This window comes from Streptomyces lunalinharesii (assembly GCF_039532155.1).
Lineage (GTDB): Bacteria > Actinomycetota > Actinomycetes > Streptomycetales > Streptomycetaceae > Streptomyces > Streptomyces lunalinharesii.
Genome location: NZ_BAAARK010000006.1, coordinates 1 through 20,686 on the forward strand (window position 1 = coordinate 1; position 20,686 = coordinate 20,686).

Sequence of the window (20,686 nt, forward strand, 5' to 3'; positions counted from 1 at the left end):
TGGCTGCACGGCTTCCGTCGCCTGCGCATCCGATGGGAGCGACGGGACGACATCCATGAAGCCTTCCTCGGGCTCGCTACATGCCTCATCACCTACAGACACGTCCGACGCCTTTGTTAGGACCTCTTAGGCTGCGGGACGGGCTTACGGTGAGGGGATGGCCAAGATGGATCTACGCAGCGAGATCCGGGAGTTTCTCAGCTCGCGTCGCGCCCGTATCACACCCGAGCAGGCGGGCCTGCCCGTTTACGGCGGTAACCGTCGGGTCAAAGGTCTGCGCCGCGAGGAGGTAGCGCTACTGGCGGGGGTATCGGTCGACTACTACGTGCGCATGGAGCGCGGCAGCCTCGCCGGTGCTTCCGATGGCGTGCTCGAGGCGTTGGCCTCTGCCTTGCAACTCGACGAGGCCGAGCGCGACCACCTGTTTCGCCTCGCGCGCCAATCCGGGGCGCCCAGCGGCCCACGCCGGCGCAGGCCTGCCGTGACGGTGCGCTCGACGTTGCAGCAGGTGCTCGATGCGATCTCCGATGCGCCGGCCTGGATCGGTAACGGACGTTATGACGTGCTCGCCATGAATCAACTCGGTCGCGCGCTGTATTCACCGGTGCTGGCCGACCCGCGACGGCCCGCGAACACAGCGCGGTTCGTCTATCTGAACCCCGAGGCGGCCAGTGATTTCTTTGTCGACTACGACCGAATTGCGGGTGACTTGGCCGCGAAGCTACGCATGGAAGCCGGCCGCAATCCGCACGACGAGGAGCTGATCGCCCTGGTCGGCGAACTGTCAACGTGCAGTGAGCTATTTCGGCAGCGGTGGGCATCTCAGGACGTGCGGCTGCACCGGTCCGGCCGTAAGCGTGTGCGCCATCCGATCGTGGGCCAACTCGACTTGGACGTCGAGTCCCTGGAACTGCCCGCCGAACCCGGCCTGCACCTCATCGTCTACACCGCACCCGCGGGCACGCCGACCGCTGACAATCTAGCGCTCCTGGCGTCGTGGGCGGCCACCCAACAGACGCTGGCGACCGAGCTCGAAGCACACAACGGATAGTCCAACCCCTTCAGCCGTACCAGACAGCGGACCATGATGTGAGCCAGCCGCTGGACGCGGCGGAGTTCATCACGGATCTGAAGCAGCGGATGACGAACGGCCTCGGCCGGCTCGCGGCCGAGGCCGGCGGACGGCTCGTCGGGCGGAGTGAAGGTGACCACCCGGCACGGCGAGCCGTGGATCAGCGTGCCGAAGCTGGAAAAGCTGGACGAGCCCACCGGCCTCCAGGCACTCAAGGACGTGGTGATACCCCGCTGGGGTGTGCTCGACCTCCTGGATGTCCTCAAGAACGCTGACTTCGACACCGGCTTCACCGACGAGTTCGCCTCGGTCGCCGCGTACGAGCGCATCGACCGAGCCGTCCTCCCAAGGACGCCTCCTCTTGGCCCTGTTCGCCCTCGGCACGCATATGGGCATCCGCGCCATCGTGGGCGTCCGGCGAGCACGGCGAGAGCGAGGCGGCGCTGCAGCACCGTGCGGCTCCGCAACGGCGTCCTGGTCTACATCCCTAGCCTGCCGACGCCAACACCGCCGACGCCACCTATTCCCTCACCCGCACCGGCCTGAACACCCTCACCGGACTGCTGGAGACCTTCGGGTACTGGTTCGGCCTCACCACCCCCTGACAGGCACCAGGCCCGGCGCCCGCCACCGCACAACGGGCGGGCGCCCACCGCGAAACCGCCAACGCCGCGCCTCCGCCGGTAGGGCCCCGGTGCCCGGTCTGCCCAGCTGCTGCCGGTAGGCGCGCTGAGCTTGCGCTGATCGGATTCGTCTGTGCTCGCGGCGGCATGGATGCGGTTCTCACAAACGGCCGTTTTCGAGAACCGACGTGTGGCGCAGCTTGGGGCGCTGCTTGTCAGGCCCACCGGTTACCTGTTCGGTCTTTGATCGAAATCCCGGTTGCGCCAGCTGCGGGACCTCAGGGCTGTTGCGTTCTCAGGCAGAGACGAAGCTGGTCGAACGTGGCGCGGGCTGGAACCGATCGTGGTCCGCGGCAGGGGCGAGGTTCGCCCCGGTCGGTTGGGTGAAACCGCTCAGCAGCAGCCGGTCAGGGAAGCACGGTGACGGTGTGACCTCCTGTGACGCGAAGAAGGTCGAGTTTTCCTGCTTCGGTGCTTCCGGTCGCTGCCGTGTAGGTGACCATGCGCAGGTCGGCGCCGGGGACGAGGAGAACGTCGCAGTCGAGCAGGATGTCGCCGATCTGGGGGTGCTGAATTGTCTTGCGGTCATTCGTGTGCTGGGTGGCGACGGTCTGTGTGGCCCAGTGATGAGCGAAGGCGTCGGATGTTTCCCGTAGTTCCTGCACGAGATGATCGAGCCGGGAATCTGTGGGATAGCGGGAGACGGCGTCCTTGAGGTCGGCGACGATCGACGCTGCGAAGGTGTCCGGTCCGCGCTCGAACCGGATGGGGAGCATCAGGGCGCGTGCGGCCCCGTTGCCGAAGAGCGCACGGGCGAGATTGCGTTCGTCGGCCGGGAGGACAGCGGGATCACCGTGCAAGGCGCTCCACATGGTGTTCCACCACACCAAGGTCCAGTCTGCCGCGAACACGCCGATCGGAACGTCGCCGAGACGCGCGGCGAGCCGTTGGATGCCTGGGGGCACATGGGTGCCGACTGTCCCATCCTGCGGCGGCAGGAGCCCAGCGCTCCGGTACAGCTGGTCACGCTCGGCGCGGGAGAGCTGAAGAGCCCGGGCCAGGGCGCCGACCACCTGCGCTGAGGGGTTCTTCGCACGTGCCTGTTCCAGGCGCAGGACGTAGTCAACGGACAGCCCGGCCAGCTGAGCCAGCTCCTCGCGGCGCAGTCCCGGGGCGCGGCGGTTGTGCGTCATGGTGAAGCCCCCGTCGGCCGGGGACAGGCGGTCACGCCAGGCGCGCAAGAGTGCGGCGAAATCGGAGTGGGAGGAAGCCATGGGTCCATTCTCGCCGCGCGACGAGGGATGAGCCTGGGTACTGCCAGTCCTCATGACGGGGACGGCACTGGCTGGCGGTGGCGCTCGCTGCGAACGTGGACATGCGCCCGAGCCTGGCGTCGTCGGCTGACGAGTGAAGGAACCTTCCATGAAGCACACCATCCTGATGACGGGCGCGAGCCGCGGGATCGGCCGCGTCGCGGCGGAGCACATCCTGCGTCGGTCACCGGACCTGCACCTCCTCGTCGTCGCCCGCGAATCCTCCGGCGCACGGCTCGCTGTGGAACTCGCTACGGGCGGGCGCACGGTCTCTCACGTCCCGGCGGACCTCGGCTCGCTGGACAGCGTCCGCCGGGCCGCCACCGAGATCCGCGACCGGCTCGACCGCGGTGAGCTGCCGCCGCTGCGCGGCTTCGTTGGCAACGCGGGTATTCAGTACACCAACGCGCTCACCGAGGGGCCCGACGGGTTGGAGGCCACCTTCACGGTCAACGTGCTCGCCAACCACCTGTTCGTGCGTCTGCTCCAGGACCGCTTCTCCGCCCCCGCCCGGATTGTGATCACAGTCAGCGACACCCACTTCGGCGACTTCAAGCACAACATGGGCATGGTGCCGGGCCCGGCCTGGAAGTCCCCGAACGCCCTCGCCCGCACGGGCGCCTTCGCCAAGCCGGACACCGCGGCCGGCGGGCGCACCGCGTACTCGACGAGCAAGCTGGCCGCGATCTACCTGGTTCACGAGTACGCGCGCCGCCTGCCGGCCGGGATCGACGCCGTCGCCTACAACCCGGGATTCGTCCCCGGCACCGGTCTCGCCCGCGACGCCGACCCCGTCTCCCGGTTCGCGATGCGGCGCATCATGCCGGTGATGACCCTCACCCCCTTCGCCACCAGCCGCAACGCCGCAGGCCGCCACCTCGCTGACGTCGTCCTCGGCACGACCCAGGCGCCGACCGGTTCCTACGTCGACCGCGGCCGTGTGGACCGCTCGTCGGACGAGTCCTACGACCCGCAGCGCGAAGGCGAACTCTGGAAGGCCGCCGAACGGCTCATCGCGTTCGAGTCGTAGCCGACCGCTGCACCGGAGCCTTTTCACCATGCTTGCGGCCGGGCCCGGAGCCTTGGTGTCGCGCCGGGGCTGCGGCTGCTTCCTCCTGCGGAGCGCGCGGGCCGGGCACCGTCGCCCGGAGGGACAGGTCCAGATCGAGACGGCTGTTCATGTCCAGCTCGAACCGGCCGGACGAATTCACATGGGTCCACAACAGCGGTGACAGGGCCCGCCGGTCCGCGTCGGTGAGCTTGTCCGCCCACCTCGGATCGGCCAGGACCTCCTGCATCAGCAGCGTGTTGACGTGCACCAGCGCGGACTGGAGCAGGTGCAGCGCGAGCATGCTGACCTCCTGGGATTCCTTGTCCGCACCGGCCAGGTCGCCGTCCTTGCCCTAGAAGTGGTCCTTGTTCGCAGGGTTCCAGTTCTCCACCGCTTGCCACCCCTCGTGAATCTCCTGGCGCATCCCAACGTCGGCGAGTTGGCCGCAGGCGAACGAAGTACGTACGGCCCGGCCCAACTTCTCGATCGCCCGGTACGTCGGGTGCTTGGGCCCTCCCCTGGTGAAGCGCCGCAGGACCTGCCCGGCTTCGGCGGTGCCCAGGCACAGGGCGGTGGTGTACTTCACGATCTGGTCGTACTGCTGGGCGATCAGGTCCCAGTCGATCGTCTTGGTGGAGAGTACCGGGCCCAGGTTCGGCCACTGGTCGTCCTGCCCGGCTGTTGGTTGGTACAGCTTCGCGGAGCCGATGTTCTTCAGCCTCGGCGTCAGCTTGAAGTCGAGCATGCGGGCGAAGGCGCATCCGACGATGGAGGCGCCGTGGGTGTCGGTGTACTGCCGGTCCACCAGCGGGTTCGACTCCCACTTTGGTGTGCGGAGTCTGCATGCGCAACGCGCCGTCCAGAGACAGGGCCGTGGCCGAGGGGATGCGTTGGTCGAGCAGCGCGGAGTCGGAGCCCCGCGCAAACGTGTCCTTCCAGGGCGTGCAGGTCAGCCTCCCGCCCATTGCCGGCACCTGTGCCGGATCCGGTGATCTGCCGGGCGCTGATCGATCGTCGGTGCGCCGCTCACGCGGTGGACTGGCCAGAGCGCACGCCGTCCGCACCGGGTCCGAAGCCGTGGGCATGGGCCCAGGCGACAGCCTCCGCGCGGTTGCGGATCCGGAGCTTGGCGAACAGGTGGTTGACGTGGGTCTTGACGGTGGCCTCCCCGACCAGCAGGCGCCGGCCGATCGCGCGGTTCGACAACCCTTGGGCGAGCAGCCGCAGTACGTCGGACTCGCGCGGGGTCAGCAGATCCTGCGACGGTTCGGCCCGCCGCTGTTCGGTCGTGTGGTCGGCGCCGCGCAGGGCGGCGGCCAGCAGCCGTTCCTGGACGATCGGGTCCAAGGTGGTGTGCCGGGCGAGTGCGGCCTCGATCGCGCGAACGATCTCGGTCTTGCCGGCGTCCTTGGTCAGGTAGGCGCGGGCGCCGGCTTGCAGGGCGTCGAGAATCAGCTGATCGTCCGCCATGGTCGTCAGCACCACGACGGCCACGTCCGGGTGCGCCGCCACGATCCGGCGGGTGGCCTCCACGCCGTCCATCACCGGCATGCTCAGGTCCATCAGCACCGCGTCCGGGTGCGTTTCGGCGACCTTGGCGACAGCCTCCTCGCCGTTCGCGCCCCCGGCGACGACGTCGATGCCGGGCATCATGTCCAGCAGGGTCATCAGGCCTTCGCGGATCACCGCCTGGTCGTCGACGACCACCACCCGGGTACTCATGCGGGCACCTCCGCTTGCACGCGCCACCCCTCCGGGGTGGGTCCGGCCGTCAGGTCGCCGCGGATCAGCAGCAGCCGCTCACGCATGCCGGCCAGACCGTAGCCGCCGTCCATTCCCACCACTCGGGGCCGTGGGCCGACCTCGCCGCCACCGGAGCCGGCGGGCCCGGACAGCACGGTCAGCCTCACCTGGTCCTCCTCGTATTCCAAAGTGACGGTCAACTCCCGTCCGTGGGCGTGCTTGGCGGCGTTCGCCAGGGACTCCTGGGCGACTCTCAGAAACGCTAGCCCAACCTCTGGTTCGAGCGTGCGCGGGGTGCCGACCGGTGTGAAGGTCGCGGGCGCGCCGGAGGCGGTGCGGTGGTCGTGGACCAGCGCGGTGAGGGCCTCCGGCAGGGGCGGGGTGTCCGCACGCAGGACCGCGATCGCGCGGCGGGTTTCGGTCAGTCCGTCGACGGCGATCCGGCGGGCGTTGCGGACCCGCTCGACCGCCTCTCCGGTGCGCGGCGGATCCGCGGTGAGCAGCGAGTCGGTCACGTCCAACTGGACCGCCAGGGCGCCCAGCGACTGCGCCAGGACGTCGTGGATCTCCCGGGCGATCCGGGTCCGCTCGGCCAGCGCCGCGGCCCGCTGCTGCTCCTCTTGCGCGCGCCGGGTCTGCAGCAACAGTTCCTCGGCCTGCGCGTGCTGAGTCCCGATGCTGCGCCGGGTCGCGCCGGCGAGCTGACAAGCCAGCAGGGCGGCGATCCAGGCGGTGACCTGCGCCCATGCCTGCCCGGGGAAACCGGCCACGATCCCGCCGATCGCCAGCGCCAGGACACCAGCCGCCAGCACGCCCGTGCTGGCCAGCGTGGGCAGGACCGCCCCGGACGACACCATCGCCATCCCGATGATTGCCGTGGCCAGCATTGCCTCGGGTTCGAGGGTGATCAGGAGATTCCCGCTGATCATCGTGACGCCCAGGATCGGCACTGCCCACGCCTCGGGCACCGGAGGTCCCGCCCGGAGGCCGGCCACGCACCACAGCGCCCAGGCGCCGCTCATCAGCACCACCAGCACGTAGGTGGTGGCGGACCAGACGAGCCCGTCCGAGAACGGCAGGCCGATCAGCACCAGAGCCAGACCGAGCACCCGGGGCAGCACGTGCTGCCAGAGGTCGGGACGCGGCAGGATCGGTCGCGGCGGCACGGGGGGTGCCGACGACGGCTTGCCTTCTGTGATCACAGCCATGATTTCAGCTTGGCATACACCTCTTCCCCGCAGTCCGGACCGGGGCCCGCCGACGGGTGGAGCAGGGTGGAGGAGGGTGGAGGTATCCGCGCTCCACCCTCCTAGGCTCCTCGGCCGACGCCCGGGCCGTGGCACAGGTCTGACGCTGTGTGGACAAGAATCCCCTTCACCTACGGGCGGAATCCGTGTCCACTTTGCAGAGCGCTCTCCTCGTCAACGTCGTCGTGCTGCTCACGACCCTGCACGCCGACCTCGGCACCAAGGCGGTGAGCCGCGGGCGCCTGCTCCGCCCGCTGATCGTCGCGGTGATCATCGTCCCCGTGTTCGTCCGCACCTTCTTCGACAGCGGGATCGGCCTGGCCATCGAAATCTGCGGACTCGCGGCCGGCGTGCTGTTCGGGCTGATCGCGGTCAGCCAGGTCCAGGTCTTCCGGGAGCCGGACGGCCGGGTCGTCGCCCGGGCCGGCCGCAGCTACGCGGCGCTGTGGATCGGCCTGATCGTCGCCCGCTCGGTGTTTTCCATCGGCGCCACCCATTGGTACAGCTCCGAGCTGGGGCGCTTCTTCGTCCGGCATGGCGCCCTGCCCCAGGACATCTCCTCGATCGTCACCAACGGGCTGGTGCTCATGGCGATCGCCGCGCTGCTCACCCGCTCGGGAGCGCTGATGGTGCGCGCCTCCGGGCAGCGCTGAGCCCCGGCCTGAACCGAGGCGCGGAGGGCGCAGCATGACGCGCGCGGCCGGTAGCCCTCCCTTCGACCCCGCCCGCCCCCAGTACCGCACCGCGGCCGTCGCGGCGTCATCCGGACAGGCATCCGGACAGGCATCCGCACGGTAGGCGCCGCTCCGAGTCGGGCGGTCGTGCCGTGGTCGTGGAGACCGACCGTCGTCGGTGAGATCGGCAAACCCGACTCCGCCACCCTGTGGGACTTGGCCGTGCTCGCCGTCACCGGCGGCATCGAACGTGACCTGGACGAGTTCGACGCGCGCTTCGCCGCTTCCGGCTGGTGCCGCGGCCGGACCTGCCCCGTGGGCAGCGGCTGCTTTCGTGCTCGAACTCGAAGCCGTTTACCCAACAGCCCTTGTACAGACAGAGGTTGTGGTCCGCCCTGGTCGTGGGAGCGGCCGCATCCGGCAGACCCCGGCCCGATGGGTCGGACAGAAGAAAGGTGTAACACGCATGAGTACTAGCGACGCCATTGACGAAACCGGCGCGGGAGGGCCCACTCGGGCAGAGTCGCCGGTTGCGGTCCCGGACAGGGCCGAAGGGGGCGCCTCGGGAGAGCGGTTGATCCTCTTCACCGATGCGGTGACCGCGATCTCGATCACTTTGCTGGTCCTACCGCTGGTCGACCTCGTCCCGGAGGTCGCGTCCGCCCACGGGAAGGCCAGCGAGGTGATCACCGGTCACCTCGACCAGATATGGAGCTTCCTGCTCAGTTTCGCGGTCGTCGCGAACGTCTGGCGGGAGCACCACCGGGCCTTCTCGTCGGTCGTGAAGGTCACCCGCTCCTTGATGGTGTGGAACATGGGGTGGCTGCTCTCCGTTGTCGTGCTCCCCCTGCCGGCGGAGATGATCGCCGCCTTCGGCCGCAACCGGTTCGTGGCGGGCTTCTACTACGCGACCCTCCTGGCCGGCATGGTGTGCCGGGTGGCGATGCTGAGGATCCTGAAAACCACCCCGGGGTTGCTCGACGAGGACGATCAGGAACCGGGCAGGCTCCAGGAGTCCTACACCGAGAGCTATCTCAACGTCCTCTCTCTGGTCCTGGCTCTTGTCCTCGCCCTCGCCGTACCCGTGCTGCAGTACTACAGCCTGCTACTGCTCCTCCTGCCCAGGTGGGCGCTCCTTCGGCGCCGACGCGCCCGCTGACCCGCAGTCAAGGGGGCGCTGACGTCGAGGTGGAGTGCGGTGTCGCGGACGGACGGGTGCGGGCCATGCCGCTGAGGCGGGTGTGCTGGGGCCGGCTCGGAAGCCGGGACGGTCCCTGGGAGATGCGGGCCAGGGCAACGACGCGGCGTCGGACAGTACGGTGCCGCCCGCCCAGGTGCTCCGGTCCCGCACGCCCGCCGCCTGGCCGTACCGGCTCGTGCAGACGACGGGGACGGGGGCCTGGTTCCCGTCGTCTCGCTGTCCCCTCCGGCCGTCGGTCGTGTGCGTCGTGAGCGAGCTGAGCGGCGTGGATCTCGCGCCCCGAACCCGGTCCGAGCCTCGGCTTGAGGTCATCCCGGGGCCCGCCCGATAGCGCAGCCGCCGCGCTGCCCTGGCCGCGCGGCGGCCCACCCCGGTGCCTCCACTACTGCGGTTCACCCGAACTACTGCGGTTCACCCGAGGTCTGGGCGCAGCCGCCGAACCCTGACCCTCCGTTACAAAAAACCGCTCGCCTTTGGCAGCCGCCGGCGCGATGCTGTCACGATGCCCACAGAGACCGCTTACCACGGCGAACTCGGCGACCACTTCGCGAAGAACGCCGACACCAGCCCTTTCAACGCGCACACCGACCGACCCGCGATGCTCGCACTTGCGGGAGACGTAGCCGGGCTGGAGATCCTCGACGTCGGCTGCGGGGCCGGGCACTACGCGGCTGAACTCCTCGCGGGTGGTGCCGAGGTGGTCGGAATCGACGGCAGCGCGACTTTGCTGAATCACGCGCGGGAGCGGTTGGGCGACCGGGTCGAACTGCGCATGCACGACGTGGAGAAGCCGCTGGACTTCGTCGACGACTCCTCGTTCGACGGAGTCGTGTGCGCATTGATGCTCCACCACATCGCCGACCGTCCGCGTCTCCTCGGTGAGCTACGACGCGTCCTGCGTCCGGGCGGGTGGCTGCTGGTGTCGACGACCCACCCGACATCTGACTGGCAGTACTTCGGTGGTTCGTACTACGCCGACGACTGGGTTGACCTCCCGCTCGCCGGAAGCCCGTTGGCAATCCACTACCAACGCATGACGCTGGAAACGTTCCTGAACGAACTGCTGGCCGCCGGATTCATGCTGGAAAGGCTCGTCGAGCCTCGCCCGGCGCCTGACCTGCGAGAACTCAACGAAACGGTCTACCACAGGCTCCACCAGGCTCCGTGCTTCCTCGCGGTCAGGCTCCGACGGCCCTGACCGCACGCAACCCGCAGACCTCCGAAGACACTTCCGAGCGCCCCCTATCGTCGGGCTGGCTTATCCCACCCTCGTACGGCGCGATAGCCGCGAGCCGCTCGGGCTCGGCACGGCGATCGGCCTGATGGTGACCGAGCGCGGCATGGTCGGCCCGGCCGCCGGCGGCAGCGTCCTTGCCCAGTTCGACGACATCCTCGCCGCGGCCGCGCCGGAGCTCGCTGGGCGGGTCCAGGCCGTGGCGTTCGTCCTGGGATCCCTGTCGTTCCGAGGAAGGCGTCCCCGTGACCCGGGTCCGCTTCGACAAGAGCGACTGCCAGCCCTGCCCGGTCCGTGAGCAGTGCACGCCCTCCAGCATCGGCCGGCGCCTCACCCCGCCACCCCGCGCCGAACCCGCACCAGTCACGTCGCAGCACTTCGCCCCGCCGACTCGGCCGGCTGGGCGAAGTGATCAAGGACCCGGATCAACCAACAGCGCCCGATCCGTGGACGGGCCCGCGGCCGGCGGGGGGGCGGGTGGCCGTCAGCCGTTGAGCGCGGCGACGCCGGCCTGGGCGAACTGCTCGTCCTGGTCGCCGCTGGGGGCGCCGGCCACGCCGATGCCGGCGACCGGGGCGCCCTTGGCCTGGACGGGGGCGCCGCCGGCGAGGAAGAGCGTGCCGGGGATGTCCTTCAGGGTGGGGGCCTGCTCCAGGCGCTTGACCAGCGTCGAGGTCGGCGCGTTCCAGGACACCGAGGTGAACGCCTTCTCCTCCGCCGCCTTGTACGACTGCGGGCCGGCGCCGTCGCCGCGCAGCGTGACGATGGTGTTGCCGTTGCGGTCGACCACGGCCACCGACACGTGCTGGCCGGCCTTCTCGGCGGCGTTGAGCGCGGCCTGCGCGGCCTTGGCCGCCCCGGCGATGGTCAGGTGGTCGGTGGCGACGACGTTCTGCGGCTGCGCCTGGGCCGCTGTGGCCGCGCCACTGCGGGCGGCGTCGTCCGGGGCCGCGACGGCGACCGCGCCGACGGCGGTCACCCCGACGGCTGCCAGGACGGCCGCGCCGGCGATGATCCGGGTCCGTGTGGACGGCATCTGCATGGGAGGTGCTCCTCTTCGTCGCCCCGGGGCCGGGGCCCCGCGGTCCGCAGTGGTTGCGGTGGTTCCATCCTTGGTGGCGCGGGGCGGGGCCACGGTCCGCGGAGCGGATGGCGTCGCGGAGCATGATGGAGGACGTCGGTGTCAACCGATCGGATGATGGGAACGGGCCGGAATCCGGGCTACGAATCAGGGATGGACGTGAAGCACGTGAGCGGTGGCCGTACCGGAGCGGCGGACGGCGTACCGCGGACGGACCCCGCGGACGGACCGGCCGGCCGCGGGATGGAGGCGGTGATCTCGGCCTCGTTCGTGGTGCTGTTGATCGCCGCCATGGCCCGCTACCTCACCCATCACCCCGGTGCCCCCGGCACCTGGTGGGTGATCGCGCTCACCACGCTGCTGGCGGTGGCGTACGTGGCGCGGCCGGCCGCGGACGGTGCGATCGCGGCGCGGTGGCGCCGGGTCTGGCTCGGGGTGTTCGTGCTGGGGTGGGTGGTCCTGGTGCTCCAGGCACCGAGCTTCGCCTGGAGTGCGGTGGCGATCGTCTACACGGCGTTGCAGCTGCTCCCGGCGCGCGCCGCGCTGGCGCTGATCACCGTACTGACGGTTCTGATCGTGGTCGCCCAGGTGCGGATCAACGGCCCCGACCCGCTGCTGATCGTGGTGCCGCCGGTGGTCGCCGGCCTGGCCGCGACGGTGTTCACGCACATGCAGCGCCAGTCGGTCCGGCAACACCTGCTGATCGAGGACCTGGTGCGGACCCGCCGCGTGCTGGCCGGCAGTCAACGCCGGGCGGGCATGCTCGCCGAGCGCGAGCGGCTGTCGATGGAGATCCACGACACCCTCGCGCAGGCCCTGTCGAGCCAGCGGATGCTGCTCCAGGCCGCCGAACGGCTCTGGGACGCGGACCCGGCAGCGGCCCACCAACACATGACCACCGCCTCGGCCATCGCGGAACGCAACCTCGTCGAGGCGCGCCGGTTCGTCCACGACCTGGCGCCCGCCGACCTCGCCGACGGGGGCGGCCTGCCCGAGGCGCTGCGGGCGCTGGCCCGGCGCGAGACCGCGGCCGGGGCGGCCACCGCGGGGACCGCTGCCGACCCGTCGCAGGGCGGTCCGGCCGTGCGCTTCCGGATCGACGGCGATCCGGTACCGCTGCCGCCGGCCGTCGAGGCGGGCCTGCTGCGGGTGGCCCAGGGCGCCGTCGCCAACGTCCGCGAACACGCCCGCGCCAGCGACGCCGTCCTGACCCTCAGCTACCTCGACGAGGACGTGGTCCTCGACGTCGCCGACAACGGCTGCGGCTTCCGCCCCGACCAACCGGACGCCCCCGGGGCCGCACCGCACCGCGGCCACGGACTGCGCGCCATGGAGGTCCGGTTGCGGCAGCTCGACGGCACGCTGACCATCGAGTCCCATCCCGGCGAGGGCACGGTCGTCTCCGCGGCCGTACCGCTCCGGGCGAGCGGCCCGGCGCCCGACCCGGACGAGGAGTGACCCGCATGTCCCGCCCTTCCGACTCCCCCGACACACCCGGCCGGCGGGTGCGCCTGCTGTTGTGCGACGACCACGCCGTGGTCCGGGCCGGCCTGCGCGCCCTGTTGTCCGCCGATCCGGGCATCGAGGTCGTCGGCGAAGCGGCCACCGGCGAGGAGGCGCTGGCCGTCGCCGCCCAACGCCGGCCCGACGTGGTGCTGATGGACCTCAGCCTCGGCACCGGCATCGACGGCATCGAGGCCACCCGCCGGATCGTCGCCGAGGTGCCCGGCACCCACGTCCTGGTGCTCACCACCTACGACACCGACGCCGACGTCACCCGCGCCGTCCAGGTGGGCGCCACCGGCTACCTCCTCAAGGCCGAACGGCCCGAGGAGCTGTTCGCCGCGATCGCCGCCGCCGCGGAGGGGCGGGCCGTGCTCTCCGCGCCCGCGGCCAACCGCGTGATGGAGCGGGTGCGCAAGCCCCATGCCGCGCTGACCGAGCGCCAGTTGGACATCCTCGGCCAGCTCGCCCGCGGGCTCGGCAACCGCGAGATCGCCCGCGCCCTGTTCATCAGCGAGGCCACCGTCAAGACGCACCTGGTCCGCATCTACGCCAAGCTCGGCGTCGAGACCCGTGCGGGTGCGGTCGCGGCGGCGAAGGAGCAGCGACTGATTCCGTGAGGCCGGCCCCGCCCGGACGTCGGTCGGCGTCAGTCGGTGTCGGTCGCGGTGAGCACGGCGAGCCGGCGGCGGTCCGGGGACAGGCAGGCGATGCCGTAGTCGTGGATCTCGTTGTGGAACCAGTCGGCATCGGCCAGGAAGTGGAACCACGTGCTGGCCAGGGCGCGCCGTTCGACCTCCGCCGCGCCGTCGCCCCACGGGGTACCGGTCAGGCCGGCCAGCGACTGCCAGGCCGCGAGCCGGCCGTGGGCGCCGTGCACGCCGCCGCTGTACATGCCGCCCATCGACGCGGTGGCGAACAGCAGGCGCCAGACGGCGTCGAGGGGGCGGCGGGCGATCTCGAAGCGGTCGGTGGGGCCGAGCCCGTCGAGGCAGGCCATGGGGAGGGTGGGGAGCAGGGCCGGCACGTCCTCCGGGGCGACGGGCGCGTCCAGGGTGAAGACCCAGGCGGCGTCGTCGCCCCAACCACCGGCCGTGACGGCGGAGCGGATGCGGCCGTGCACCTCCGGGGTGGCCACGTCCCGGAGTGCGGAACGCGCGGTGGTGCGGGGCACCGGCGGGTCCATTCGGCCCTCGGCGGGGAGCTCGGTGTCCGTGCCGTAGGCGCCGCTGCGCACGGAGCGGCTGGGGAAGTCGGGATCGGACTCGAACCCGCGGCGGTCAACGGGCAGCCAGCTGAGCGCGTGCCAGCCGGGGCGTACGACGGGCCAGTCGCGCAGGGGCGGGAAGTCGTCGGTGTCCACCCCGCGGAGCACCAACTCGTGGAAGAGGCAGGCACGCAGTTCGTCGACCCGGTCGCGGCCGCGCCGCTCGAAGACCTCCGCGGCGAGGTCCATCACCCGGTGCCCCTCGGCCAGCAGCGAGGCGACGGTCGGCAGCCGCAGGCCGGCGTCCGTGCTGGAGGCGCGCTGCTGGTCGAGGAGGCGGAGCAGTTGCACCACGTTCTCCCGGCCCGGGCTGAGTGCCAGGGTCCGCAGGACGTACGACAGGCCGCGCTCGTACGCCCGGACCCGCTCCACCGCGTCCGCGTGCCGGGCCGTCAGCTCCGTCCCCAGCTCCCGCAGGTGCCCGGCCTCCGCCGGGGTGACGGGCCGTGCCGTCATCTCCCAGACGGCGGTGCCGAGTTCGTCGTCGGAGAGGTCCTGCGGATCCGGTGCGGTGTTCACCCGGGGACCCTACGCGTCGACCACCGGTGGACGCCCACCCGCCATACGCCGCACGACTGTACCTACTAGTATGTACACTTGCGATCGCGCGGACCGCACACGCCACACCCGCCTCGACACCACCCGCACCGCACCGCACCGCACCGCACCGAGGAGACCCCCCATGCCCTTCGTCCGCATCGACGCACTGCGGGCCGACGCCGAGCGGCTCGACGCGCTCGGCCGGGCCGTGCACGACGCCCTGATCGAGACGATCCAGATCCCGCCGGAGGACCGCTTCCAGGTCCTGACCAGCCACGACGGCACCAACAGCACGCTGCGGCACGGCAATTACCTCGGCATCCGGCGCGACGACGGCATCGTGTACGTCGCGATCACCCTGCGCGCGGGGCGCGGCCCCGCCCAGAAGCAGGCGCTCTACCGGCGGATCGCCGAACTCGCCGAGGAGTACGCGGGCACCGAGCCGCGGAACGTGTTCGTCACGCTGACCGAGAACGCCTCGCCCGACTGGTCGCTCGGCAACGGGGTGGCCCAGTACGCCGACTCCGACGGGCCGTCGGGCGCCGCACGCTGAGGCCCCGGCCGGCGTCCACGCGCCGGCCGGGGCCCCGACCACCACTGCCTGCCGGCTACGAGAAGGCCAGCTCGGTGACGTTGGTCGCCTCCTTGACCCAGGCGGCGCTGAGACCGCCCTCCTTCACGAAGGCGTCACCGTTGCCCTTGAGGACGCCGATGCGCTTGCCCGACAACGCGATCTGGATCGTCTTGTCGCTCTCCTTGACCCAAGTGGCGCTCAGGCCGCCCTCCTTGACGAAGGCGCCGCCGTCGTCCTTGAGGACACCGATGCGGTTGCCGGACAGTTCCAACTGGATGACGTCGCCGGCCTCCTTGACCCAGGCGGCGCTGAGGCCGCCCTCCTTCACGGACGCCGCTCCGTTGCCCATGAGGACGCCGATGCGGTTGCCGGCGAGGTCGAGGTCGACGACGTTGCCGGCCTCCTTGACCCACGTGGCGCTCAGGCCGCCCTCCTTCACGAAGGCGTCGCCGTTGCCCTTGACCACGCCGATGCGCCGCCCGGAGAGTTCCAGCTGCTTGACCTTGCCGGCCTCCTTCACCCAGGCGGCACTCAGGCCCCCCTCCTTCACCAACGCCTCTCCAGAGTCCTTGAGCACCCCGATCCGCTTCCCGGACAACGCCAGTTGCTTGACGCCCGTCGCCTCCTTGACCCACCTGGCGCTCAGGCCGCCCTCCTTGACGAAGGCGTCGCCGTTGCCCTTCAGAACACCGATGCGGTTGCCGGTGAGCACGACCTGCTTGACGTCGCCGGCCTCTTCGACCCAGGCGGCGCCGAGGCCCCCCTGCTTCACGGAGGCGTTGCCGTTGGCCCGCACCGTGCCGATGCGGTTTCCACCGTCGCCGGACACCGTCGCGTACGCGGCGGCGGATCCGGCGACGACCCCGGCCACGGCCAGGGCGGCCGCGGTGGCGGAGAGCAGCTTGACGTTCATCGTGATTCGTCCCCTTCTGTGGGCGCGGCCGTCCGGCAACGCCCGTAGGCGCCGCGGGATCGCCGCTACCGGCCCGCGGGCCGGCCCACCCCTTTGTGTTGATCACACCGGTGATCAGTGACGCTCCGAATGGTCGGCGAGGGGTGGGGCGAGTGGGGAGACTTCACGCCTTCTTCCACCTGAAGGGGTCATATCCGGATCTCAAACCGGCGACGCGCGCTCGTCGCACGGCCGTTCCAGCCGCTCTGACCTGCAAGCGGACGGTCAGGCGGTCCGTTGCCGGTTGGTGGTGATGAGGGTGTGCAGCAGCGCCTGGGCCGTGGGCAGTCGGTTCGCCGCCTGGTTCCAGACCAGGGACCGGGGGCCGTCGAGCACCTCGGAGGTGATCTCCTCGCCGCGGACGGCGGGGAGGCAGTGCAGGGCCACCGCCTCGCGCGGGGCGCGGGCGAGCAGGGCCTCGTCCACCCGGTAGGGAGCCAGCCGCGCGGCGCGCTCGGCGCGCTCGTGGGGCTTGTCCATGGGCACCCACACCTCGGCGTAGACGGCCTGCGCGGTGCGGACGGCGTCGTGGGGCTCGGTGGTGAGCGTGACCGAACCACCGGTCTGCGCCATCAGTTCCCGGGCCTCGCCGAGGAGGTCCGGATCGGTCGGGTAGTCGGCGGGGCTGGCGATGGTGAGGTGCATCCCGGTCGCCGCACAGGCCGCGAGGAACGAGTTGCAGGTGTTGCTGGTGCCGTCGCCGAGGAAGGCCGCGGTCAGGCCGGCCAGGGTGCCGAAGTGCTCGCGCAGCGCGAGGAGGTCGGCCAGGGACTGGCACGGGTGGTGCGGGTTGGACAGCGCGTTGACGACCGGGATGGTGGCGGCCTCGGCCAGTCGCTCGACCGTGGCGTGGTCGAAGGTGCGCACCGTGACGGCGTCCAGGTAGGACGACAGGACGCGGGCGGTGTCGGCGACCGTCTCGCCGTGGCCGAGCTGCATCTCGTCCCGGTTGAGGACGACGGCCGTCATGCCGAGCCGGTGCGCGGCGGTGGCCAACGACACCCGAGTCCGGGTGGACGGCTTCTCGAAGAGGCAACCGATGGCGCCGCCGCGTAGTTCGCGCTGCCAGCCCAGCGGTTCCCGCTTCATCGCGGCCGCCAGGTCCAGCAGTTCGGCCAGGGTCGCGGGGGCGAGGTCGCTGACCCGGAGCAGATGGTCGGGGACCTTTCCGGTGATCGTCGGACGGCCGTCCTCCGGCGCGGACATCGGGTGGGGCATGAGGGGTCTCCGGCTTCGTTCGCACGGTCGGGACGTTGCGCCACCAGTGTGAACGGAGGCGTCGTGCCGGGCACGCCGGTGTCTCCCGGGCGGGTGAACCGCTGTGGCACGTCCTTTGCCGCGGCCCGAGCATGGGGCGCAGGAGAGCGACGAGGTCTCGGCGGCCCGGGGCGGTCCGGCTCCGTGGGTGCCCCGGCCCTCCCGGCGGACCCGGACCGCCCCGAGCCGACGCGCCCCACGGCCGTGGTGGCGGAGCCGGGCCGGGCGACGAAGGACACCGGACATGAGCAGTGACGAGCGGATCCCGACCGTGGGCGTGGAGGAGGAGTACTTCCTCGTCGACCCCGAGACCCGCGAGGTGGTGCCGGCCGGCTCCCAGGTGCTGCGGCGCGCGGCGTCGGCCCTGGCCGACCAGGTCTCCGGTGAGCTGACCGAGTATCAGATCGAGGCCAAGACGCCGCCCTGTGCCGGACTGGACGAACTGCGCGGCCACCTGGAGCGGATGCGGACCGCGGTGGCCGGCGCGGCCGCCGCGGAGGGGCTGCGCATGGCGGCCACCGGAACGCCGGTCCTGGGCGCGGCCGACCCGGCGCCGCTCCGCGACGACCCCGCCTACGGGCCCGGACTCGCCGCCTACCGGGCGCTCAACGAGACCCACACGCACTGCGCCCTGCACGCGCACGTCGAGGTCCCCGACCTGGACCACGCGGTCCTGGTCTGCAACCACCTGCGGCCGTGGTTGCCGTCCCTGGTCGCACTGTCGGCGAACTCCCCGTTCCGGGACGGTCGGGACACCGGGTACGCCAGCTGGCGCACCGCCGCCGGCGGTCGGTGGCCGGTCGCCGGGCCGCCGCCGTACTTCCGCTCCGCCCACCACTACAAGCAGTTGTGCGCGACCCTGGAGGAGGCCGGAGCGGTCGTCGGCGACCACACGCTGCTGTGGGACGTGCGGCCGTCGGCGCACCTGCCCACCGTGGAGGTCCGCGCCATGGACGTGCCGGTGGGCGTCGAGCAGGCGGCGGTGCTCGCCGTCCTGGTCCGGGCCCTGGTCGTACAGGCCCTGGAGCAGGTGCGGCGCGGTGACCCCGGCCCCGACGTGTGCCCGTCCCTGCTGCGGGCGGCCTACTGGCGGGCCGCCCGGGACGGCTGCGCCGAGCACGCCCTCGACGTGCGCACCGGCCGGTCCGTCCCGGCCGGCCGGCTGCTGCGGGAACTCGTCGCGTACACCCGACCGGCCCTGGAGGCGTCCGGGGAGTTGGCGGCGGTCACCGCGGCCGTGCGGCGGCTCGCCGGTGCGGAGGACGACGCGGACGGCGGCGCGCACGGGCCGGGCGGGTGCGGTGCGCGGCGGCAGCGGGCCGCGTTCGCGCGGCGGGGCGACGCCCGGGACGTCGTCGACGAGCTGATCCGGCACACCGCTCCCGCCCACGCCGCGCACGCGGACCACCGAGCGCCCGCCGGCCCCGTTCGCCACTGCACCGGGTAGACCTGTCCCGTCTGCCGGCCCTCGACGGGGCCCGTGCGGAGTTCGCCGCCTGGGAGCACCTGAGCCGCTCCACGGACTTCGACGGGTAGCGGTACACGGGCCGGCGCCCGGCGACCGCGGCACGCTGCGGAGCGTGCCCGGCTGCCGGGCGCCGGAGGTGCGGAGCCGGGAACCTACTGACCGGGTACCGAGGTGGCGTTGCGCCGGCCGCCGTTGTGCTCCTGCCAGAGGCGGTAGACGTCCACCGCCGCGTCGCTGGGCGCGTACCGCATCGGGAGTCGGCGCTGGTCCCATTCCTTGGCGAACTCGCCGTAGAAGGTGGCGAGTTCGAAGTACTTGCGGTCGTCGACGTAGTGCGGCTCGTAGGCGTCGCGGGTGGTGAGGAAGACGACCTCGTCCGGGGAGCAGTAGTAGAGCGCGCCCAGGCACATCGGGCAGGGCTGGGCGAGCACGTAGATGGTGGTGCCGATCAGGTGCTCGGTGCCCAGCTTGGTACACGCCTCGCGGATGGCGAGGACTTCGGCGTGGGCGGTGGGGTCGTTGGTCTGGGCGACCTTGTTGGGGCTCTCGGCCAGGACCTTGCCGTCCTTGACGATGACGGTGGCGAAGGGGCGGCCGCCCTCGGCGACGTTCTGGCGGGCGAGGTCGATGGTGCGCTGGGCGAAGTCCATGGGAGGGCTTCCTTCCGGGTGGGGGCGGGTGGGGCGGGCCGGATCAGAAGGGCTTGGTCGGCAGGTACTTGCCGTCCAGGGTGATGACGGCGCGCTCGCCGCCCTCGGGGTCGGCGACCTTCTGCACGTCCAGCTTGAAGTTGATCGCGCTGATGATGCCGTCGCCGAACTGCTCGTGGACCAGGGCCTTGAGGGTGGTGCCGTAGACCTGGAGCATCTCGTAGAAGCGGTAGATGGTCGGGTCGGTGGGGATGCCGCCGGGGATCGAGCCGCGGGTGGGGATCGTCTGGAGCAGCAGCACCGCGTCCTCGTCGAGGCCGAGGAGTTCGGCGACCGCACGGGCCGACCGGGCCGGCAGGGCGTGCTGGCCGAGCACGGCGGCGGTGACGAACGCGACCGACAGTTCGGCGGCGTCGGCGATCTGCTGCCAGGTGAGGTCCTTGCGCGTCTTGGCCTCGACCGCGGCGATGGCCAGGGCCTGGCGGGCGTCGGGGTGGATCTGGGCGTGCGGCGTGCGGGGGGTGGTGGCGTCGTTCATGGTGACGGGTTCCTTTCGGTGGTGGGGTGGTGGGGTGCCGGGGAAGGGGCCGGCACGGTCAGGCGGCGCGGGGTGCGGCGCCCGGGGTCGCCTCGTCGTACGGGATGCGTTCCACGCCGCCGGAGGCGATGTCGTAGACCCAGCCGTGCAGGCGGAGCGCCTGCCCGGCGAGGGCCCTGGCGACCGCGGGGTGGGTGACCAGGTTGGTCAGCTGCGTGCGGACGTTCTGCCGGACCAGCTCCGGCACGTCCGCGGCGTGCCCGCCGGCGGCGGTGCACGCCCGGGCGGCGTCCGCGTGGTGCAGCCAGTGGGCGACCGCGGGGGTTCCGGAGAGGTCGTGGCCCTTGGCGAGCGCCGTCATCGCCCCGCACGCCGCGTGTCCGCACACCACGACGTCCGTGACGCCGAGCACCGCGACGGCGTACTCGATGCTGGCCGTCACCCCGTCGCCGGACCCGTGGTGGTGGGCCGGGACGAGGTTGCCGGCGGTGCGGACGACGAACAGCTCGCCCGGCTCGCTCGACGTGATCAGTTCCGGGACGACGCGGGCGTCGGAGCAGCTGATGAACAGCGTGTGCGGCTGGTGGTGGGTGGCCAGGTGACCGAACAGGTCGGCCTTGGCCGGGTGGACGTCGCGTTGGAAGCGTGCGACACGCTGGGCGAGGTCAGGCATGGTCGTTCCCTTCGGTCGTGCTGGC

At 71.5% G+C, this 20,686-nt stretch carries 21 protein-coding genes and 2 pseudogenes; 11 read left to right on the plus strand and 12 right to left on the minus strand.

Features of this window, described 5'->3' with window-relative positions:
- The 3 genes and pseudogenes from ABD385_RS11415 to ABD385_RS11425 all read left to right on the plus strand — a co-directional run.
- Nucleotides 1-120, plus strand: a pseudogene (locus tag ABD385_RS11415) (IS5/IS1182 family transposase); the annotation flags it as partial.
- Between the two features lie 46 nt (nt 121-166).
- Nucleotides 167-1,051 carry a helix-turn-helix transcriptional regulator gene (locus ABD385_RS11420; RefSeq protein WP_344575381.1) on the plus strand — a complete coding sequence of 295 codons (885 nt, stop codon included), beginning with the start codon at nt 167-169 and terminating at the stop codon, nt 1,049-1,051.
- 153 nt (nt 1,052-1,204) lie between these two features.
- Nucleotides 1,205-1,618 (plus strand): hypothetical protein, encoded by a 414-nt coding sequence (locus ABD385_RS11425; RefSeq protein ID WP_344575040.1) that lies wholly within the window; start codon nt 1,205-1,207, stop codon nt 1,616-1,618.
- 484 nt (nt 1,619-2,102) lie between these two features.
- Here ABD385_RS11425 and ABD385_RS11430 read toward each other — a convergent pair whose 3' ends face one another.
- Entirely contained in the window at nt 2,103-2,969 is an 867-nt protein-coding gene (locus tag ABD385_RS11430) for a helix-turn-helix transcriptional regulator (protein ID WP_344575043.1), read from the minus strand.
- Nucleotides 2,970-3,117: 148 nt separating this feature from the next.
- On the opposite strand from ABD385_RS11430, the gene ABD385_RS11435 reads away from it, so the two are divergent.
- Nucleotides 3,118-4,038 (plus strand): SDR family NAD(P)-dependent oxidoreductase, encoded by a 921-nt coding sequence (locus ABD385_RS11435; protein ID WP_344575045.1) that lies wholly within the window; start codon nt 3,118-3,120, stop codon nt 4,036-4,038.
- Here ABD385_RS11435 and ABD385_RS11440 read toward each other — a convergent pair.
- From ABD385_RS11440 to ABD385_RS11450, 3 genes and pseudogenes are all read right to left on the minus strand, one after another.
- A pseudogene (locus ABD385_RS11440) lies at nt 4,019-4,864 on the minus strand (Tn3 family transposase). The gene ABD385_RS11435 and the pseudogene ABD385_RS11440 sit on opposite strands and share 20 nt — an antisense overlap.
- Before the next feature lie 221 nt (nt 4,865-5,085).
- A complete protein-coding gene (locus ABD385_RS11445; protein ID WP_344575046.1) occupies nt 5,086-5,781 on the minus strand; it encodes a response regulator in 696 nt (231 codons plus the stop codon).
- On the minus strand, nt 5,778-7,010 hold the full coding sequence (locus ABD385_RS11450) for a sensor histidine kinase (RefSeq protein WP_344575047.1): 1,233 nt from the start codon (nt 7,008-7,010) through the stop codon (nt 5,778-5,780). Before ABD385_RS11450 ends, ABD385_RS11445 begins: the two co-directional genes overlap by 4 nt.
- Before the next feature lie 185 nt (nt 7,011-7,195).
- Here ABD385_RS11450 and ABD385_RS11455 point away from each other — a divergent pair, with 185 nt between their 5' ends.
- The 3 genes from ABD385_RS11455 to ABD385_RS11465 all read left to right on the plus strand — a co-directional run bounded on the left by ABD385_RS11455 (nt 7,196) and on the right by ABD385_RS11465 (nt 10,122).
- Nucleotides 7,196-7,702, plus strand: coding sequence for a hypothetical protein (locus ABD385_RS11455; RefSeq protein ID WP_344575048.1), 507 nt, complete (start codon nt 7,196-7,198; stop codon nt 7,700-7,702).
- Nucleotides 7,703-8,297: 595 nt separating this feature from the next.
- Nucleotides 8,298-8,882, plus strand: coding sequence for a TMEM175 family protein (locus tag ABD385_RS11460; protein ID WP_344575049.1), 585 nt, complete (start codon nt 8,298-8,300; stop codon nt 8,880-8,882).
- Between the two features lie 544 nt (nt 8,883-9,426).
- Nucleotides 9,427-10,122 carry a class I SAM-dependent methyltransferase gene (locus ABD385_RS11465; RefSeq protein ID WP_344575050.1) on the plus strand — a complete coding sequence of 232 codons (696 nt, stop codon included), beginning with the start codon at nt 9,427-9,429 and terminating at the stop codon, nt 10,120-10,122.
- Here ABD385_RS11465 and ABD385_RS11470 read toward each other — a convergent pair.
- The gene (locus tag ABD385_RS11470; protein ID WP_344575051.1) at nt 10,103-10,477 is read right to left on the minus strand and encodes a hypothetical protein; all 375 of its coding nucleotides are present in this window, start codon (nt 10,475-10,477) and stop codon (nt 10,103-10,105) included. The genes ABD385_RS11465 and ABD385_RS11470 overlap by 20 nt on opposite strands.
- Nucleotides 10,478-10,642: 165 nt before the next feature.
- A complete protein-coding gene (locus tag ABD385_RS11475; protein ID WP_344575052.1) occupies nt 10,643-11,200 on the minus strand; it encodes a GlcG/HbpS family heme-binding protein in 558 nt (185 codons plus the stop codon).
- A 192-nt stretch (nt 11,201-11,392) separates the two neighbouring features.
- Here ABD385_RS11475 and ABD385_RS11480 point away from each other — a divergent pair, with 192 nt between their 5' ends.
- Both ABD385_RS11480 and ABD385_RS11485 read left to right on the plus strand, forming a co-directional pair.
- Complete coding sequence (locus tag ABD385_RS11480; RefSeq protein WP_425585386.1) at nt 11,393-12,697, plus strand: sensor histidine kinase; 1,305 nt, start codon at nt 11,393-11,395, stop codon at nt 12,695-12,697.
- A 5-nt stretch (nt 12,698-12,702) separates the two neighbouring features.
- Complete coding sequence (locus tag ABD385_RS11485; protein ID WP_344575053.1) at nt 12,703-13,362, plus strand: response regulator; 660 nt, start codon at nt 12,703-12,705, stop codon at nt 13,360-13,362.
- Between the two features lie 29 nt (nt 13,363-13,391).
- On the opposite strand, the gene ABD385_RS11490 is transcribed toward ABD385_RS11485, so the two are convergent.
- Nucleotides 13,392-14,528, minus strand: coding sequence for a DUF6183 family protein (locus ABD385_RS11490; protein WP_344575054.1), 1,137 nt, complete (start codon nt 14,526-14,528; stop codon nt 13,392-13,394).
- Between the two features lie 163 nt (nt 14,529-14,691).
- On the opposite strand from ABD385_RS11490, the gene ABD385_RS11495 reads away from it, so the two are divergent.
- The gene (locus ABD385_RS11495) at nt 14,692-15,102 is read left to right on the plus strand and encodes a tautomerase family protein (RefSeq protein ID WP_344575055.1); all 411 of its coding nucleotides are present in this window, start codon (nt 14,692-14,694) and stop codon (nt 15,100-15,102) included.
- 55 nt (nt 15,103-15,157) lie between these two features.
- Here ABD385_RS11495 and ABD385_RS11500 read toward each other — a convergent pair whose 3' ends face one another.
- Entirely contained in the window at nt 15,158-16,036 is an 879-nt protein-coding gene (locus ABD385_RS11500) for a peptidase S1 (protein ID WP_344575056.1), read from the minus strand.
- Between the two features lie 264 nt (nt 16,037-16,300).
- Nucleotides 16,301-17,293, minus strand: a complete 993-nt coding sequence (argF, locus tag ABD385_RS11505; protein WP_344575057.1) for an ornithine carbamoyltransferase — start codon at nt 17,291-17,293, stop codon at nt 16,301-16,303.
- A gap of 283 nt (nt 17,294-17,576) precedes the next feature.
- Between argF and ABD385_RS11510 the strand changes: the two genes are divergently transcribed.
- On the plus strand, nt 17,577-18,779 hold the full coding sequence (locus ABD385_RS11510; protein ID WP_344575058.1) for a carboxylate-amine ligase: 1,203 nt from the start codon (nt 17,577-17,579) through the stop codon (nt 18,777-18,779).
- Between the two features lie 173 nt (nt 18,780-18,952).
- On the opposite strand, the gene ABD385_RS11515 is transcribed toward ABD385_RS11510, so the two are convergent.
- The 3 genes from ABD385_RS11515 to ABD385_RS11525 are packed head-to-tail and all read right to left on the minus strand — an operon-like array spanning nt 18,953 to nt 20,661.
- Nucleotides 18,953-19,450 (minus strand): nucleoside deaminase, encoded by a 498-nt coding sequence (locus ABD385_RS11515; protein WP_344575059.1) that lies wholly within the window; start codon nt 19,448-19,450, stop codon nt 18,953-18,955.
- Nucleotides 19,451-19,493: 43 nt separating this feature from the next.
- A complete protein-coding gene (gene cynS, locus ABD385_RS11520) occupies nt 19,494-19,988 on the minus strand; it encodes a cyanase (protein WP_344575060.1) in 495 nt (164 codons plus the stop codon).
- A 58-nt stretch (nt 19,989-20,046) separates the two neighbouring features.
- Entirely contained in the window at nt 20,047-20,661 is a 615-nt protein-coding gene (locus ABD385_RS11525; protein ID WP_344575061.1) for a carbonic anhydrase, read from the minus strand.
- Nucleotides 20,662-20,686: the final 25 nt, after the last annotated feature.

Coding starts and splice junctions, on each gene's coding strand:
- ABD385_RS11420 (WP_344575381.1), top strand. CDS start 167: ATGGATCTACGCAGCGAGATCCGGGAGTTTCTCAGCTCGCGTCGCGCC.
- ABD385_RS11430 (WP_344575043.1), bottom strand. CDS start 2,969: ATGGCTTCCTCCCACTCCGATTTCGCCGCACTCTTGCGCGCCTGGCGT.
- ABD385_RS11435 (WP_344575045.1), top strand. CDS start 3,118: ATGAAGCACACCATCCTGATGACGGGCGCGAGCCGCGGGATCGGCCGC.
- ABD385_RS11445 (WP_344575046.1), bottom strand. CDS start 5,781: ATGAGTACCCGGGTGGTGGTCGTCGACGACCAGGCGGTGATCCGCGAA.
- ABD385_RS11450 (WP_344575047.1), bottom strand. CDS start 7,010: ATGGCTGTGATCACAGAAGGCAAGCCGTCGTCGGCACCCCCCGTGCCG.
- ABD385_RS11465 (WP_344575050.1), top strand. CDS start 9,427: ATGCCCACAGAGACCGCTTACCACGGCGAACTCGGCGACCACTTCGCG.
- ABD385_RS11470 (WP_344575051.1), bottom strand. CDS start 10,477: ATGCTGGAGGGCGTGCACTGCTCACGGACCGGGCAGGGCTGGCAGTCG.
- ABD385_RS11475 (WP_344575052.1), bottom strand. CDS start 11,200: ATGCAGATGCCGTCCACACGGACCCGGATCATCGCCGGCGCGGCCGTC.
- ABD385_RS11480 (WP_425585386.1), top strand. CDS start 11,393: ATGGACGTGAAGCACGTGAGCGGTGGCCGTACCGGAGCGGCGGACGGC.
- ABD385_RS11485 (WP_344575053.1), top strand. CDS start 12,703: ATGTCCCGCCCTTCCGACTCCCCCGACACACCCGGCCGGCGGGTGCGC.
- ABD385_RS11495 (WP_344575055.1), top strand. CDS start 14,692: ATGCCCTTCGTCCGCATCGACGCACTGCGGGCCGACGCCGAGCGGCTC.
- ABD385_RS11500 (WP_344575056.1), bottom strand. CDS start 16,036: ATGAACGTCAAGCTGCTCTCCGCCACCGCGGCCGCCCTGGCCGTGGCC.
- argF (WP_344575057.1), bottom strand. CDS start 17,293: ATGCCCCACCCGATGTCCGCGCCGGAGGACGGCCGTCCGACGATCACC.
- ABD385_RS11510 (WP_344575058.1), top strand. CDS start 17,577: ATGAGCAGTGACGAGCGGATCCCGACCGTGGGCGTGGAGGAGGAGTAC.
- ABD385_RS11515 (WP_344575059.1), bottom strand. CDS start 19,450: ATGGACTTCGCCCAGCGCACCATCGACCTCGCCCGCCAGAACGTCGCC.
- cynS (WP_344575060.1), bottom strand. CDS start 19,988: ATGAACGACGCCACCACCCCCCGCACGCCGCACGCCCAGATCCACCCC.
- ABD385_RS11525 (WP_344575061.1), bottom strand. CDS start 20,661: ATGCCTGACCTCGCCCAGCGTGTCGCACGCTTCCAACGCGACGTCCAC.